The organism is Winogradskyella helgolandensis (assembly GCF_013404085.1).
Classification (GTDB): domain Bacteria; phylum Bacteroidota; class Bacteroidia; order Flavobacteriales; family Flavobacteriaceae; genus Winogradskyella; species Winogradskyella helgolandensis.
The window spans coordinates 1,685,001-1,700,860 of record NZ_JABFHO010000001.1; the positions used below are offsets into that span (position 1 = coordinate 1,685,001).

The window sequence follows — 15,860 nt, forward strand, 5'->3', positions numbered from 1 at the left end:
GATTGGATGCGGGGGCTTCACCGCCTACCAATTCCTGACAAACTCCGAATGCTATAAAATGTTAATCAGCAGTGAGGGCATGGGTGCTAAGGTCCATGTCCGAGAGGGAAAGAACCCAGACCATCAGCTAAGGTCCCCAAATATATGTTAAGTTGAATAAACGAGGTTGAACTGCTTAGACAGCTAGGATGTTGGCTTGGAAGCAGCCATTCATTTAAAGAGTGCGTAACAGCTCACTAGTCGAGCGGTTCGGCATGGATAATAATCGGGCATAAACATATTACCGAAGCTATGGACTTGTAAAAGTGGTAGGGGAGCATTGTAGTGTCGTCGAAGGTGTGCTGTGAGGCATGCTGGAGAAGCTACAAAAGAAAATGTAGGCATAAGTAACGATAATGCGGGCGAGAAACCCGCACACCGAAAGACTAAGGTTTCCTCAGCTATGCTAATCAGCTGAGGGTTAGTCGGGACCTAACGCGAACCCGAAAGGGGTAGTGGATGGACAACAGGTTAATATTCCTGTACCTGCTCACACTAAAAGTGACGGAGGCGAAAAGTTAGTGCGTACTGACGGAATAGTACGTTGAAGCGAGTAGTAATACCGCGATAGTACACTGAGACTACGGTCAAGGTGATAATCTAGCAAATCGACTTCCAAGAAAAGCGAGTGAAGCAGCCCGTACCCTAAACCGACACAGGTAGTTGGGATGAGAATTCTAAGGTGCTCGAGAGATTCATGGCTAAGGAACTAGGCAAAATCGACGCGTAACTTCGGGAGAAGCGTCGCCTTCCTTCGGGAAGGCCGCAGTGAAAAAGTCCAGGCGACTGTTTATCAAAAACACAGGGCTCTGCTAAATCGAAAGATGATGTATAGGGCCTGACACCTGCCCGGTGCTGGAAGGTTAAGTGGAGGGTTTAGAAGTTTACTTCGAAGATCTCAAATGAAGCCCCAGTAAACGGCGGCCGTAACTATAACGGTCCTAAGGTAGCGAAATTCCTTGTCGGGTAAGTTCCGACCTGCACGAATGGTGTAACGATCTGGACACTGTCTCAGCCATGAGCTCGGTGAAATTGTAGTATCGGTGAAGATGCCGATTACCCGCTGTGGGACGAAAAGACCCCGTGCACCTTTACTATAGCTTAGTATTGGTTTTGGATAAGTAATGTGTAGGATAGGTGGGAGACTTCGATCGTGCGTCGCTAGGCGTACGTTAGTCATTGTTGAAATACCACCCTTTGCTTATCTAGAGTCTAACTTTCAAAGAAAGGACAGTGCTTGGTGGGTAGTTTGACTGGGGTGGTCGCCTCCAAAAGAGTAACGGAGGCTTCTAAAGGTTCCCTCAGCACGCTTGGTAACCGTGCGTAGAGTGCAATGGCATAAGGGAGCTTGACTGAGAGACATACAGGTCGATCAGGTACGAAAGTAGAGCATAGTGATCCGGTGGTTCCGTATGGAAGGGCCATCGCTCAAAGGATAAAAGGTACGCCGGGGATAACAGGCTGATCTCCCCCAAGAGCTCATATCGACGGGGGGGTTTGGCACCTCGATGTCGGCTCGTCACATCCTGGGGCTGGAGAAGGTCCCAAGGGTTGGGCTGTTCGCCCATTAAAGTGGCACGCGAGCTGGGTTCAGAACGTCGTGAGACAGTTCGGTCTCTATCTACAGTGGGCGTTAGAAATTTGAGTGGATCTGACTCTAGTACGAGAGGACCGAGTTGGACGAACCTCTGGTGTACCTGTTGTTCCGCCAGGAGCATTGCAGGGTAGCTACGTTCGGAAGGGATAAGCGCTGAAAGCATATAAGCGCGAAACCCACCACAAGATGAGATTTCTTTAAAGGGTCGTGGAAGATTACCACGTTGATAGGCTATAGGTGTAAAGGCAGTAATGTCATAGCCGAGTAGTACTAATAACCCATAGGCTTATTGTCACTTCGACTTCGCTCGACAACCAGTAATGGTTAACGAGCGAGTCAGTTTTTTTATAAAGTATACGTTACGATACATATCATGTCTTTTTTTCAATATGTCAACAATATTAGTGTTGATTATTTATAACAACCCAAGTTCTGATCAAAGTCAGAATAAAAATTTAAGGTGGTTATAGCGACGGGGCTCACCTCTAACCATTCCGAACAGAGTAGTTAAGCCCGTTTGCGCCGATGGTACTGCTTTACTGTGGAAGAGTAGGTCGCCGCCTTTTTTAAGAACCCTTACTAGATATTCTAGTAAGGGTTTTTTCGTTTTATCACTTTTTTAATCTACTTCAAAGCTAGTTTTTTATTATCTTCAATCTTTACTTGTGTTTTATTATGAAAGAAAATATAGAATTAGAATTAGCTTGGAATTTTGTCACTAAAACCAATAGAAATATTTTTCTAACGGGAAAAGCTGGTACTGGTAAAACAACATTCTTGCATAAATTAAAACTTCAATCTAATAAACGAATGATAATAGTTGCACCAACTGGTGTAGCCGCTATTAATGCAAAAGGAGTTACTATTCATTCTTTTTTTCAAATGCCATTTGGACCTATTTTACCCAATGATGATTTGGCTTCTTCTGGATTTAAGAGGAAATTCAGTAAAACTAAGATTGATATCATTAAATCTCTAGATTTAGTGGTCATTGATGAAATTAGTATGGTTAGGGCTGATTTATTGGATGGTATTGATAAAACTCTTAGACGTTACAAGAATAGGAACGAAGTATTTGGAGGTGTACAATTATTAATGATTGGTGATTTACAACAACTATCTCCTGTTATAAAAGATCATGAATGGAGACTATTACAGCCATTTTATAAGAATGCCTTCTTCTTTAGTAGTCTTGCTTACCAAAATTGTAATGCAATTACCATTGAATTGAAGCACATCTATAGACAAGAAAATCCTTTGTTTATTAATATTCTCAATGAAATTAGAAATAACAACCTAAGTCTTTCTTCTGCACATGAATTAAATAAAAGATACTTGCCAAATTTTGAACCTAAAGAAGATGAGGGATACATATCGCTAACCACACATAACAATAAAGCGAGGCAAACTAATTTGTTAGAATTAGATAAATTAAAAGGAAAGGTCACTTCTTACAAAGCTAAAGTTCAAGGTAATTTTCCTGAGCATTCTTTTCCTAATAAAGAAACATTAGACTTAAAGGTTGGTGCTCAAGTCATGTTTATTAAAAATGATAGCTCTCCCGAGAAACGCTATTTTAATGGTAAAATTGGAAAGGTTATCTTATTGGATAAGGATGAAGTTGTAGTTAATTGTCCTGATGATGATTTTAATATCAATGCTAAGTTAGAAACATGGGAAAATATAAAATATAATGTTGATGCGGATACAAAAGCAATTTCTGAAGATAAGATAGGAAGCTATTCTCAAATTCCATTACGTTTAGCATGGTCAATTACTATACATAAGAGTCAAGGATTAACTTTTGAAAAGGCGATTATTGATGCACAAGGAGCTTTTGCTCATGGGCAAACTTATGTAGCATTAAGTCGTTGTAAATCCTTAGAAGGATTGGTTCTAAAAAGTAAAATAGAGTCCAATCAAATAATTAGTGATTATAATGTTATTGAGTTTAATAAGAACGCAGAGGCGAATCAGCCAAATGAATCTATTTTATTAGAATCAAAACGTAATTTTCAATTATACTTGATTTCAGATATCTTCGATTTTTACAAATTTATGTATCCTGCCAATCGCATATTAGATATTTATTATAAAAATAGAGGAAGTGTTGAAGGTATTGTTGAAGCTCCTGTAATTACGATTAAAGACAGTGTTACTCATTTGCTTAAAATAAGTAATGGATTTAAATCCCAAATAAAAAGCTTAGTTAGTCTTAATGAAATACCTGAATCTAGTGCTATTCTTCAAGAACGGTTTAAAAAGGCCTTAGATTATTTTACTGAGCAAACTAAATCTACGATAGAAATTCCACTTAAAGAATTTAATTTTACAACGGATAACAAAGCTGTTAAAAAAGATATTGATAAGCAATTAGATACATTAGAAGAATTACTTGAAGCTAAGCTTTCCTATTTTGAAGGATTAAAGGATGGGTTCAATTCCCAAGAATTTTTATCCTTACGAGCAAAGTCAGTCTTCTTAGCCAAGAATAAACCCAAAAAGACACGTAAATCTGTTGTAGATGGTACAACCAATGTGGAATTATTTGAATTATTACGAGAACTCAGAAATGACATCGCTAATAGAGAGGATTTAATTCATTATCAAATTTTTAATCAAAAGTCACTTTATGCGATGTGTGAAATTTTACCTATTAGTAAAACCGAGCTATTGGAAATACATGGTATGGGTAAAACTAGAATTGAAAAATATGGAGATCAAATATTAGGAGTTATAAAAGCCTATTGCGATGAAAACGACATTGCATTTTCTGATGATGTTTCTGTTTTTGAAGAATTAGAGCCTAAAAAGAAGAAAGGAGATACTAAAAAAATATCATTAGATTTATTTAAAGCAGGAAAATCTATTGATCAAATTGCTTTAGAACGCGAATTAAATTCGAATACCATCTTTGGGCATTTAGCTAGTTTTACGTCATCAGGTGAAATAAAAGTTACAGATTTAATGTCTAAGGCTAATTATTTAGAATTAAAGAAAGTTATCCCAACTAAAACTTTTGAAACGCTTTCAGATTTGAAACATCAGATTGATGATAAATTTACATTTGGTGAAATAAGATTAGTATTACAAGAATTAGAAAATAAGATAAATTAGCCTTTAATTAATTGCAAAAAAAAAGAGACTGTTTTTTTATCAGTCTCTTTAAGTTATAAATTGAATCCTCTGATAATTTTTATCAGATGTTTAGGATTAAAAATTATGTTTTGTTTACTAATCTTTAATAATGTTTCTAGAAATTACAATTTTCTGAATCTCCGAAGTCCCTTCATAAATCTGAGTGATTTTAGCATCACGCATTAAACGTTCTACATGGTATTCTTTAACAAATCCATTTCCACCGTGTATTTGCACAGCTTCAACAGTATGTTCCATCGCTACTTTACTTGCATATAATTTAGCCATTGCACTGCTCATGTCGTAATTGTTTCCTTGGTCTTTATCCCAAGCAGCTCTCATTACTAACATTCTAGCTGCTTCAATTTCAGTATGCATATCTGCTAATTTAAACGCTATGGCTTGGTGGTTACAAATTTCTGTTCCAAAAGCTTTGCGTTCTTTAGAATATTTTAAAGCTAATTCATAGGCACCTGCAGCAATTCCTAATGCTTGCGCTGCAATACCAATTCGACCCCCAGAAAGTGTTTTCATTGCAAATCTAAATCCAAATCCGTCGTCGCCAATTCTATTTTCTTTAGGCACTTTCACGTCATTAAATTGTAGTGTATGTGTATCACTTCCTCTAATTCCTAATTTATCTTCTTTTGGTCCAATATCAAAACCAGGCATTCCTTTTTCAAGAATAAAAGCGTTAATACCATGAGATCCTTTATGCTTATCGGTTTGTGCAATTACTAAATAAACTTCTGCACGCCCTCCATTAGTAATCCAGTTTTTTGTACCGTTTAATATATAATGATCTCCTTTATCAATGGCTGTTGTTTTCTGAGATGTAGCATCACTACCAGCTTCGGGTTCACTTAAACAAAATGCACCAATGCATTCGCCAGTTGCTAATTTTGTTAGATATTTTTCTTTTTGAGCTTCGTTTCCATAAGATTCTAATCCATAACAGACCAAAGAATTATTTACAGAAACCATAACAGAAGCAGAAGCATCAACTTTAGATAATTCTTCCATAATAAGCACATAAGAAATAGCATCCATACCACTCCCTCCATATTTAGGATCTACCATAATGCCTAAAAACCCTAATTCTCCCATCTTACGAACTAAGCTTTCAGGGAAAGTTTGTGCATTATCGCGTTCTATAACACCAGGAAGTAATTCTGTTTGTGCAAAATCTCGTGCAGCATCACGAATCATTAAATGTTCTTCTGTTAAGCTAAAGTCCATAAATTATTATTTTATTGATTTCTTAAAAATTTGATGCAAAGATAATTTTTTATTGCGGTATTTTCAATAAGGAATATTATTTTTACTCTTATGTCAAAAATCACCTATAATATTATTGGAGTAATGTCTGGAACGTCGTTAGATGGAATCGATCTAATTTATGCGACTTATCATTTGGATAATAGTTGGAATTTTAAAATTCATTTTGCTGAAACTATTAAGTATTCAAAGCAATGGAAAACAGTATTGAGTAGCTTAGTAAATCAATCTATGGGGCAACTACAAGCTATAGATTTAAAATATTCTGAGTATTTAGCAACTGTGATTTCAGCATTTATAAATAAACATAAAATTGAAACTATAGATTTTATTGCGTCTCATGGACATACCGCTTTACATCAACCAGATGACGGAATTACCTATCAAATAGGGAATCAGCAGATATTAGCAGATATTTTAAAGGAAAAAGTCATTTGTGATTTTAGAGTTCAGGATGTAGAATTAGGAGGTCAAGGTGCGCCATTAGTACCAATTGGTGATAGGTTATTGTTTAATGACTATATGTACTGCTTAAACTTAGGGGGTTTTGCCAATATTTCCTTTGAGTTTAAAACTGAAAGAATCGCATATGATATTTGTCCTGTCAATATTGTACTGAATCATTATGTTTCTAAATTAAACTTAGAATTTGATGATAAAGGCCAATTAGCCTCAAGAGGAAACGTTGATGAGGATTTATTATTACAACTTAATGGTTTACCTTATTATATGGAAGAACCACCTAAATCTTTAGGCTTAGAATGGGTTGATATTAATATGTTTCCAATAATTGAATCTTATCAACTTAAAACCGAAGATATATTAAGAACGTTTGTTGAGCATGCTGCGATACAAATCTCCGCAGTTTTGGTCGAAACAAGTTCGCAAGTATTAATTACAGGAGGAGGCGTCTACAATAGTTTTCTAATAGATAGATTAAGGCATTTTTCACAAGTTGAAATTGTAATTCTTCAAAACGAAATTATTGAATTTAAAGAAGCTTTAATTTTTGGATTACTAGGTGTGCTTAAAGAAAGGAACGAAATTAATTGTTTAAAAAGCGTGACTGGAGCAAAACGAAATCATTCATCCGGTAAATTATTAATTCCGAAAAATTAAATTTAATTAAGCTTTTCGCTTAGATTGTTTTTTATATTTGTTACGAGAAAAAAAAGCAATAAAAATTGATAAAAGAATTACTTCACAAATACGAAAATAAAGAACCAGAAATCGTATTTCATTGGAACGATGCAGAAACAGAAGCCGAAGGTTGGACTGTTATTAACTCATTAAGAGGTGGTGCAGCAGGTGGTGGAACACGCATGCGTAAAGGATTAGATAAAAATGAAGTGCTTTCACTTGCTAAAACCATGGAAGTGAAATTTACTGTTTCTGGTCCAGCAATTGGAGGAGCAAAATCTGGAATTAACTTCGACCCTCAAGATCCAAGAAAAAAAGGTGTTTTACAACGTTGGTACGCTGCTGTGTCTCCATTATTAAAAAGTTATTACGGAACAGGTGGTGATTTAAATGTAGATGAAATTCATGAAGTAATTCCAATTACAGAACAAAGCGGTGTTTGGCATCCGCAAGAAGGTGTTTTTGAAGGTCACTTTAAACCAACAATCGCTGATAAAATTAATAGAATAGGTCAGTTAAGACATGGAGTAATAAAGGTGATTGAAAACCCTAATTATTCTCCTAGTGTCAATAGAAAATATACAGTAGCAGATATGATTACTGGATATGGTGTAGCTATGGCTGCCAAGCATTTTTACGATATTAAAGGCGATTCAATAAACGGAAAACGCGTTATTGTTCAAGGTTTTGGAAATGTTGGGGCTGCTGCTGCATTTTATTTTGCTCAAATGGGAGCTAAAATTGTTGGAATTATTGATAGAGATGGAGGACTAATTAATAAAGAAGGTTTTTCATTTAAAGACATTAATGATTTATATCTAGCGAAAAATGGTAATACACTTATTGCTGAAAATGTCATCCCCTTTGAAGAGATTAATCAACAAATTTGGTCTTTGCAAGCTGAAGTTTTTGCACCTTGTGCGGCTTCTAGATTAGTGACTCAAGGTCAAATAGATCAAATGATAAGTACAGGATTAGAAGTAATAACTTGTGGTGCAAATGTGCCTTTTGCCGATAAGGAAATTTTCTTTGGATCAATAATGGAGTATACAGATCAAAAAATCAGTTTAATTCCAGATTTTATTTCAAACTGTGGTATGGCAAGAGTATTTGCTTATTTCATGGAACGTAAAGTACAAATGACTGATGAAGCCATTTTTGCAGACACTTCTAACGTGATTAGAAAAGCTTTACAAGAGGTAGATAATAATAACCCAACAAAAACAGGCATTAGCGAAACTGCTTTCGAAATTGCACTGAGACAATTAGTCTAAAAAGACGATTATTAGATTTTAAATATGGAAACAATAATAATACTTGTATTCGTCGTTGGTTATTTGGCCATTACATTAGAACACAATATTAAAATAGATAAATTAATTCCTGCTTTAGTGATGATGGCCGTTAGTTGGGCTTTAATCTCACTCGGTATTGACGACTTTACCCAATGGTTTGATTCGGCGAAGCATCATTTAATGGATAATTTTGGATTACTTCAGCATGAAGAAAAAATGCATATGATGGAAGAGACCTTACTCCATCATTTAGGTAAAACATCCGAAATACTAGTATTCTTACTAGGAGCCATGACGATTGTAGAAATTATAGATTATTTTGATGGGTTTTCAACGATTAAAGGTTTTATAAAGACAAAAAGTAAAAGGAAGATTCTTTGGGTTTTTGGTTTCTTGGCATTCTTTCTTTCAGCTATAATAGATAACCTTACAGCTACTATAGTATTAATATCAATTTTACAAAAATTGATAAACGATAGAGATGTTCGTATTTGGTATGCAGGTTTAATTATTATTGCGGCAAATGCAGGAGGTGCTTGGTCTCCAATTGGTGATGTAACAACGACAATGCTTTGGATTGGTAAGAAAGTCACCTCAGGTCATTTGTTTGTGTATTTGTTTTTACCTTCATTAATATGTATGTTGGTACCAACATTTATTGCTTCGTTATTGCCTGCTTTTAAAGGAAAGATTGAATCTGAAGATGATGAAAACGATAAACCTAAAAGTAAATACAGTGCTACAATGTTATATTTAGGACTTGGAGGTATAGTGTCAGTTCCTATTTTTAAAACCGTAACACATTTACCGCCTTATGTAGGTATGATGTTAGCATTGGGTATTGTGGCTATTTTTGCAGAAATATATAGTAACACTAGGTTTAGTATGTCGCACCACGATTCAGAAGAAAGCGATGCACATTCACATCATAGTCCGGTGCATTATTCGTTATCTAAAATAGAATTACCAAGTATATTATTCTTCTTAGGAATTTTAATGGCAGTAGCTGCTCTAGAATCTTTAGGTATTTTATTTGGTTTTGCGGGTACCTTACAAGATAATATGCCAATGTTAGGAACTGAATTACATCACGAAGGTGTTTCAGATTTAGTTGTTTTGTTATTAGGCGCAGGTTCTGCTGTCATTGATAATGTACCACTTGTTGCGGCAAGTTTAGGGATGTTTACAGAACCAATAGATAATGAGTTATGGCATTTTATAGCTTATTCTGCTGGTACAGGAGGAAGTATGCTAATCATTGGTTCTGCTGCAGGTGTAGTTGCTATGGGAATGGAAAAAATAGATTTCTTTTGGTATCTTAAAAAAATATCATGGTTAGCATTAATAGGATTTTTAGCAGGAGCTATAGTTTTTATGTTTACCAGAACTATATTTTAGTAAACATACTTTTGTCAAAAAACAGACGTTATACAAATAGTTAAAATAATTTCAATTTTTAGAATATGATAGCATTAAGTACTATTCAAGATGAAGTAAGCGTTTTAGCTGATGAAGAATCAGTAGAAAAAACTTTATCCATAATAGAATTAATTACAAGTGGAGGAACATCAGGGATGGTGATTATCCTCATATTGTTCTTACTTTTAATTGTAGCCACCTTTATTTATTTCGAGCGTATTTTCGCCATTAAAGCAGCATCTAAAGTCGATTCAAACTTCATGAATCAAATTAAAGATCATGTCAGTAATGGTAAAATTGATTCTGCTCAAATGTTATGTGCTCAGCAAAACTCACCAGTTTCGAGATTAATTGCAAAAGGAATTACTAGAATAGGAAAACCTTTGGAAGATATTAATACAGCTATTGAGAATGCAGGACGATTGGAAGTCTATAATTTGGAAAAGAATGTTAGTGTTCTAGCAACTATCTCTGGAGTTGCACCAATGATTGGTTTCTTAGGAACAGTAGTTGGTATGATTATTTCAATTTTCGAATTGGCAAATGCAGGTGGAACTATTCAAATGGATGTTTTAGCAAGTGGATTATATACGGCTATGACAACCACCGTGGCAGGATTAATAGTAGGTATTATTGCTTATGTAACTTATAACCATATCGTGGTTAAAACCAATAAAGTTGTTTACCAAATGGAAGCGAACTCTGTTGAGTTTTTAGATCACTTAAACGAACCTATCTAATATGGACATTAGAGGAAGAAATAAAGTAACTCCAGAATTCAATATGGCGTCTATGACGGATATTGTATTCTTGTTATTAATATTTTTTATGATTGCGTCAACTTTAGTAACTACTAACGCTATTGATATTCTTTTACCCAAAGCAAGTGGTAAGACAGAGAATAAAAAATCAATAGCTGTAAGTATCAAAAAAGATTTGACCTATTATATTGATCAGAATCGTGTGGGCGAAAGTGTCTTAGAAACACAATTAATTTCTTTAATGGAGTCACAAGAATCTCCTACCATCGTATTGCGAGCAGAGAAATCTGTCCCTGTAGAGAATGTAGTTAAGGTGATGGATATCGCAAACCGAAATAAATTTAAAGTGATTTTGGCTGTACAGCCTAATTAATCGGCATCATTTTTGAAAACTGTTTATTCTATTGAATAGGATTATATAAAACAAATGAAATATTTAGAGACCAAACACGAACGTAATTCAGCAAAGATCACAGCACTTATTGCTTTGATATTACTTTTGTTATTATTTGTTGTTGGGCCTCAATATATGGATCCACCTGAAGAATATGGTGTAGCAGTAAATTTTGGAACTACAGATTTTGGCAGTGGGAACAAACCTCTAAGTGAACCAAAAAAAGCGGTTGAAGATAAAATTGTCGAAGAAAGTGCTGTTGAAGAAGTCGTACCCGAAGAAACACAAGTGGCAGCTGCAGAAGCTGCAGCAAAAGCTGAAGAGGTAATGACACAAGACAATGCTGAAGCGATTGCTATTAAAAAGCAAAAAGAAGCAGAGGCAAAGGCGAAAGCGGCAGAAGCAAAAGCTAAGGCAGAGGCTAAAGCTGCAGCAGAAAAAGTGGAACGTGAGAAACGGGAAGCTGAAGAAAAGAAACGCGCTGAAGAAGCTGAGAAAAAGAAACAACTCGACAATCTTATTGGTGGAGTTAAAAACGCTTCAGGTAATACCGATGGAGGTGAAGGACCAGATAATCAAGGAGGCAATAAAGGGCAATTAGATGGAGATCCTTATGCACCAAGTTATTTTGGAGGTTCAGGTCCGGGAAAAGGAGGCGTTGGTTATGGATTAGGAGGTAGAGGTAAACCGAGTAATAGTATTGTACTTCCAGATTGCCAAGAAACAGGTTTAGTGGTTGTTGAAGTAAGAGTTAATAGACAAGGTAAAGTTATCAATGCATATCCTGGAAAGAAAGGAACGACAGGAACAAGTTGTTTATTTGAAGCAGCAAAACAAACAGCATTAACATTTAGATGGCCGGCAAATTCTGAAGCTCCTGTCGAGCAAGTTGGTTTTGTGAGTATTAACTTTGATGTAGGTCAATAGAATGAATTATCAAGATACGGTGAATTGGATGTTTCAACAACTTCCAATGTATCAAAATAAAGGCAACTCAGCCTTTAAAAAGGATTTAACGAACACCATTAATTTAGCGAAGCATTTAAACCATCCTGAAGATCGCTTTAAATCTATTCATGTTGGTGGCACTAATGGTAAAGGGTCTACAAGCCATATGCTCGCTTCAATTTTTCAAGAATCAGGATATAAAGTAGGTTTATATACATCTCCACATTTAAAAGATTTTAGAGAGCGTATTCGTATTAACGGCAAGGTAATTAGTAAACAATTTGTTATTGGGTTTATAAAACGAAATAAGGCTTTTCTAGAAGCAAATCAATTGTCTTTCTTTGAAATGACTGTTGGTATGGCTTTCGATTATTTTGCAAAGCAGAAGGTTGATATCGCTATTATTGAAGTAGGATTAGGAGGTCGCTTAGATTCTACCAATATCATTACACCAAAATTATCTGTAATTACAAATATAGGATTTGATCACACTCAATTTTTAGGTCATACACTTCAAGAGATTGCTGGCGAAAAAGCAGGAATCATAAAGAATAATATTCCTGTTGTTATCGGAGAAACACATGTTGATACTAAAGCTGTATTTCAGAATAAAGCAAAGGAAACAGAATCACCCATTTATTTCACAGATCAAATTATTAATACTGTTTTAGAAAGTGATTTAAAAGGGGCTTATCAAATTCACAATATTAAAACGGTTTTACAATCCGTACATGTTTTAAGAGAATCTGGATTTAATATTTCTGAAGAACACTTAAAAAAGGCACTTTTAAACGTCACTGCAAATACGGGTTTGCAAGGTCGTTGGCAAATTTTAGGGACTGAACCGAAGATTATTTGTGATACAGCTCATAATAAAGAAGGCTTAACTTCTGTGATGAAACAATTACATGAAGAGTCATTTAATCATCTTCATATTGTCTTTGGGGTGGTTAATGATAAAGATTTAGATTCTATAATTCCTTTATTACCTAAGCAGGCTACCTATTATTTTTGCAAACCAAATGTGCAAAGAGGACTAGATGCTAAAGTTTTGAGAAAAAAATTCGGGGATAATGGTTTAAAAGGGGAGGTTTATAATAGTGTTGAATTTGCTTTAAGTATCGCAAAATCAAAGGCTAAAGTAACAGATTTGATTTATGTTGGGGGTAGTACTTTTGTGGTTGCAGAAATTATTTGATTTTTTTTAAAAAAAATGTTTTGAGATATTAAAAACTAGAGTATATTTGCAGTCCTAATAAATAGGGCGACTAGCTCAGTTGGTTCAGAGCACTTGGTTTACACCCAAGGGGTCAGGGGTTCGAATCCCTTGTCGCCCACAAAGTTCACAGAAATGTGAACTTTTTTTATACGTTACTTCATTTATTAGGGCGACTAGCTCAGTTGGTTCAGAGCACTTGGTTTACACCCAAGGGGTCAGGGGTTCGAATCCCTTGTCGCCCACATCAAAGAGAATCCCGATTTACTTTTGTAAATCGGGATTTTAGCTCCTAAAAAGTACCAAGGCAACGGTTTGAATTGCTTTTTTTGAGTTAAAATTTCTAGAATTGCTCAAGCGATTCGGGATTATATTTGAAGAAGTGGTTTTGTATAGGGATATGGAATCCTATTTTAATTTACAAAAGGCTCAAATGGTTTTTGAAAACAAAAATATGGGTCATTAACTCAGTTGGTTCAGAGTGTCACGTCGACAACGTGGAAGTCACTGGTTCGAATCCAGTATGACCCACTCAAAAAAAAGCCTTTCAAGAAATTGAGAGGCTTTTTATTTTTGTTACATGTTTAAAACGGAAAAGAGCAGTTTCCTGCCCTTTTGTAAAGATCTTTATTGTAGCGTCTAACTCGAAGGCAGTAGCATTATTTGCCTTTGTTATTGCCAATTCTTAATAAATAAAAACAGTCAAACTTAGGGCTCCCTGTGCACCAATAACTAACGATTGTTCTATATCTGCAGTTTTTGATGGTCCAGAAATAAAAACCCCAAAATCCGTTTCACTAGAAGCTATTTTTTGATAGGCTTGATGTAAAAAAGGAACTATATTTTCTTTATTCAGTACCAAAACTAAATGCTTTGTAATAAATGGCAATACGCGTATGGGAATTTGATTATCTGACAACCAAAGCGCTCCGTTTTCAGCGACACCTATATCACTTTCTAATATTAGTATATCTAAATCTTCAAGTTCATGAGGTTTGTTTAGAGCCTCTAATGAAATAGTATTAAAATCTTGCGTTCCTTCAAGTGTCGAAAAATTAGCCTTTGTATCCGGAAAAAGAGATGACACTTGTGAAATAACGTTTTCCTTTACTACAACATCAACCACATTGCCACCAACCACTTCAATTTTAGTTTTGAATTCTTTAATTAAATCTCTTCCATCGACAAACACGTTTAAGTCTAGGTTTGGTAATTCTAATAAGTCAGGCTTATTTGCTTTTGCTCTTGATAAAATATGTTCTCTACTGCTCATTATCTTTTCTTTTTTTATACCAATCATCAAAACTTTCGGTTGGTCCTGATGGTAAATCTCTTTCTTTTCCCCAAACATTTGGTTTTGAGTTAATCACTCCTTTTGGTAAATTTCTTAAAGACCATCGTGCCACCTTTCCAATACGTTCAAACTGCATAGGTTTTGCAAATACTTTACCCATCATTTTCATAGATGTTTTCTTAACAAATGGCTGAGGAGTTTCCTTAGTTATAATCTGCCTCCATTTGTACAACTGACTGTGGATATCAATTTTTACAGGACACACATCCGAACATGAGCCACACAAGGTAGAAGCAAATGGCAAACTGCTATGTTTTGTTAGATCTTTACCAGGCGATAAAATAGAACCTATAGGTCCTGGAATAGTGGCATCGTAGCTATGCCCACCACTTCGTCTGTAAATAGGACAAGTATTCATACAAGCTCCACAACGAATACAATGTAACGACGCTCTAAAATCTGGTCTACTTAACTGCTCGGTTCTGCCATTGTCTACAATTACAATGTGCATTTTATTACCATTAACAGGCTTTTTAAAATGAGATGAATAAGTTGTAATAGGTTGTCCAGTAGCACTTCTTGCGAGCAACCTTAAAAAGACGCCTAAATGTTCTTGTTTTGGAATCAGTTTTTCAATTCCCATACACGCAATATGAACAGGAGCTAAATGCGCTCCCATATCGGCATTCCCTTCATTGGTACACACTACAAAACCACCTGTCTCTGCGATAGCAAAATTAACACCTGTAATGGCAGCATCTGCACTTATAAACTTTTTTCTAAGATGCTTTCTTGCTTCTCCTGTTAAATACTGAGGATCACCACCAGAAGGTTTTGTACCTAAATGTTCTTGAAAAAGTTCATCAACCTCTTCTTTTGTTTTATGGATAGCGGGCAACACAATATGACTTGGTGACTCTTTAGCTAACTGCACTATGCGTTCTCCTAAATCGGTGTCAATAACCTCAATACCATCTGCTTCCAAAAAAGGGTTTAGATGACATTCTTCAGTAAGCATAGATTTGCTTTTTACAACTTTTTTTGCATTGTGCTCTTTGAGAATTCCATGTACAATTTTGTTATGTTCGTCTCCATTGGCTGCCCAATGAACTTGCACACCATTTTTTAAAGCGTTTTCTTCAAACTGAATTAAATAGTTATCTAAATTTGAAAGTGTATGCGCTTTAATGCCATGGCCGTAATTTCGCAACGATTCCCAACCTTCAACAGCGTGTACTGCTTTATCTCGTTTGTGTCTTACAAACCATAAGGCTTTATCGTGCCAATCGACCTTTTTCTCGTCTTTGTTAAATATAGATGCTGCTTTTGAATGATTCATTT

11 protein-coding genes, 3 tRNA genes and 2 rRNA genes (1 of these 16 only partly in view) are annotated in these 15,860 nt (G+C 35.4%); 13 read left to right on the forward strand and 3 right to left on the reverse strand.

Annotated features, from left to right (window positions below; all coding sequences use genetic code 11):
• The 3 genes from HM992_RS06890 to HM992_RS06900 all read left to right on the forward strand — a co-directional run.
• Positions 1-1,930 (forward strand): 23S ribosomal RNA (locus tag HM992_RS06890) (it extends 896 nt beyond the left edge of the window).
• A gap of 162 nt (positions 1,931-2,092) precedes the next feature.
• Positions 2,093-2,202 (forward strand): 5S ribosomal RNA (gene rrf / locus HM992_RS06895).
• Between the two features lie 109 nt (positions 2,203-2,311).
• Positions 2,312-4,753: a helix-turn-helix domain-containing protein gene (locus HM992_RS06900; protein WP_179319163.1), complete on the forward strand. Its 2,442-nt coding sequence runs from the start codon at positions 2,312-2,314 to the stop codon at positions 4,751-4,753.
• A gap of 117 nt (positions 4,754-4,870) precedes the next feature.
• On the opposite strand, the gene HM992_RS06905 is transcribed toward HM992_RS06900, so the two are convergent.
• Entirely contained in the window at positions 4,871-6,013 is a 1,143-nt protein-coding gene (locus tag HM992_RS06905; protein WP_178984296.1) for an acyl-CoA dehydrogenase, read from the reverse strand.
• 90 nt (positions 6,014-6,103) lie between these two features.
• On the opposite strand from HM992_RS06905, the gene HM992_RS06910 reads away from it, so the two are divergent.
• The 10 genes from HM992_RS06910 (at position 6,104) to HM992_RS06955 (ending at position 13,756) form a co-directional block, all read left to right on the forward strand.
• Positions 6,104-7,171 carry an anhydro-N-acetylmuramic acid kinase gene (locus HM992_RS06910; protein ID WP_179319164.1) on the forward strand — a complete coding sequence of 356 codons (1,068 nt, stop codon included), beginning with the start codon at positions 6,104-6,106 and terminating at the stop codon, positions 7,169-7,171.
• Positions 7,172-7,239: 68 nt separating this feature from the next.
• Entirely contained in the window at positions 7,240-8,466 is a 1,227-nt protein-coding gene (locus tag HM992_RS06915; protein WP_179321051.1) for a Glu/Leu/Phe/Val dehydrogenase dimerization domain-containing protein, read from the forward strand.
• 24 nt (positions 8,467-8,490) lie between these two features.
• Positions 8,491-9,885: a sodium:proton antiporter NhaD gene (gene nhaD / locus HM992_RS06920; RefSeq protein ID WP_178984298.1), complete on the forward strand. Its 1,395-nt coding sequence runs from the start codon at positions 8,491-8,493 to the stop codon at positions 9,883-9,885.
• A 65-nt stretch (positions 9,886-9,950) separates the two neighbouring features.
• Complete coding sequence (locus HM992_RS06925) at positions 9,951-10,646, forward strand: MotA/TolQ/ExbB proton channel family protein (protein WP_178984299.1); 696 nt, start codon at positions 9,951-9,953, stop codon at positions 10,644-10,646.
• Position 10,647: 1 nt separating this feature from the next.
• Positions 10,648-11,040 (forward strand): ExbD/TolR family protein, encoded by a 393-nt coding sequence (locus tag HM992_RS06930; protein WP_178984300.1) that lies wholly within the window; start codon positions 10,648-10,650, stop codon positions 11,038-11,040.
• Between the two features lie 54 nt (positions 11,041-11,094).
• Entirely contained in the window at positions 11,095-11,988 is an 894-nt protein-coding gene (locus tag HM992_RS06935) for an energy transducer TonB (protein ID WP_179319165.1), read from the forward strand.
• Between the two features lies 1 nt (position 11,989).
• Positions 11,990-13,207 carry a bifunctional folylpolyglutamate synthase/dihydrofolate synthase gene (locus HM992_RS06940; RefSeq protein ID WP_179319166.1) on the forward strand — a complete coding sequence of 406 codons (1,218 nt, stop codon included), beginning with the start codon at positions 11,990-11,992 and terminating at the stop codon, positions 13,205-13,207.
• Between the two features lie 64 nt (positions 13,208-13,271).
• A tRNA-Val gene (locus HM992_RS06945) sits at positions 13,272-13,346 on the forward strand.
• 49 nt (positions 13,347-13,395) lie between these two features.
• Positions 13,396-13,470, forward strand: a tRNA-Val gene (locus HM992_RS06950).
• A 211-nt stretch (positions 13,471-13,681) separates the two neighbouring features.
• Positions 13,682-13,756: transfer RNA gene (locus HM992_RS06955), tRNA-Val, on the forward strand.
• A gap of 154 nt (positions 13,757-13,910) precedes the next feature.
• Here HM992_RS06955 and HM992_RS06960 read toward each other — a convergent pair.
• Both HM992_RS06960 and HM992_RS06965 read right to left on the reverse strand, forming a co-directional pair.
• Entirely contained in the window at positions 13,911-14,498 is a 588-nt protein-coding gene (locus HM992_RS06960; RefSeq protein WP_178984303.1) for a LutC/YkgG family protein, read from the reverse strand.
• Complete coding sequence (locus HM992_RS06965; RefSeq protein ID WP_179319167.1) at positions 14,488-15,858, reverse strand: lactate utilization protein B; 1,371 nt, start codon at positions 15,856-15,858, stop codon at positions 14,488-14,490. Before HM992_RS06965 ends, HM992_RS06960 begins: the two co-directional genes overlap by 11 nt.
• Positions 15,859-15,860: the final 2 nt, after the last annotated feature.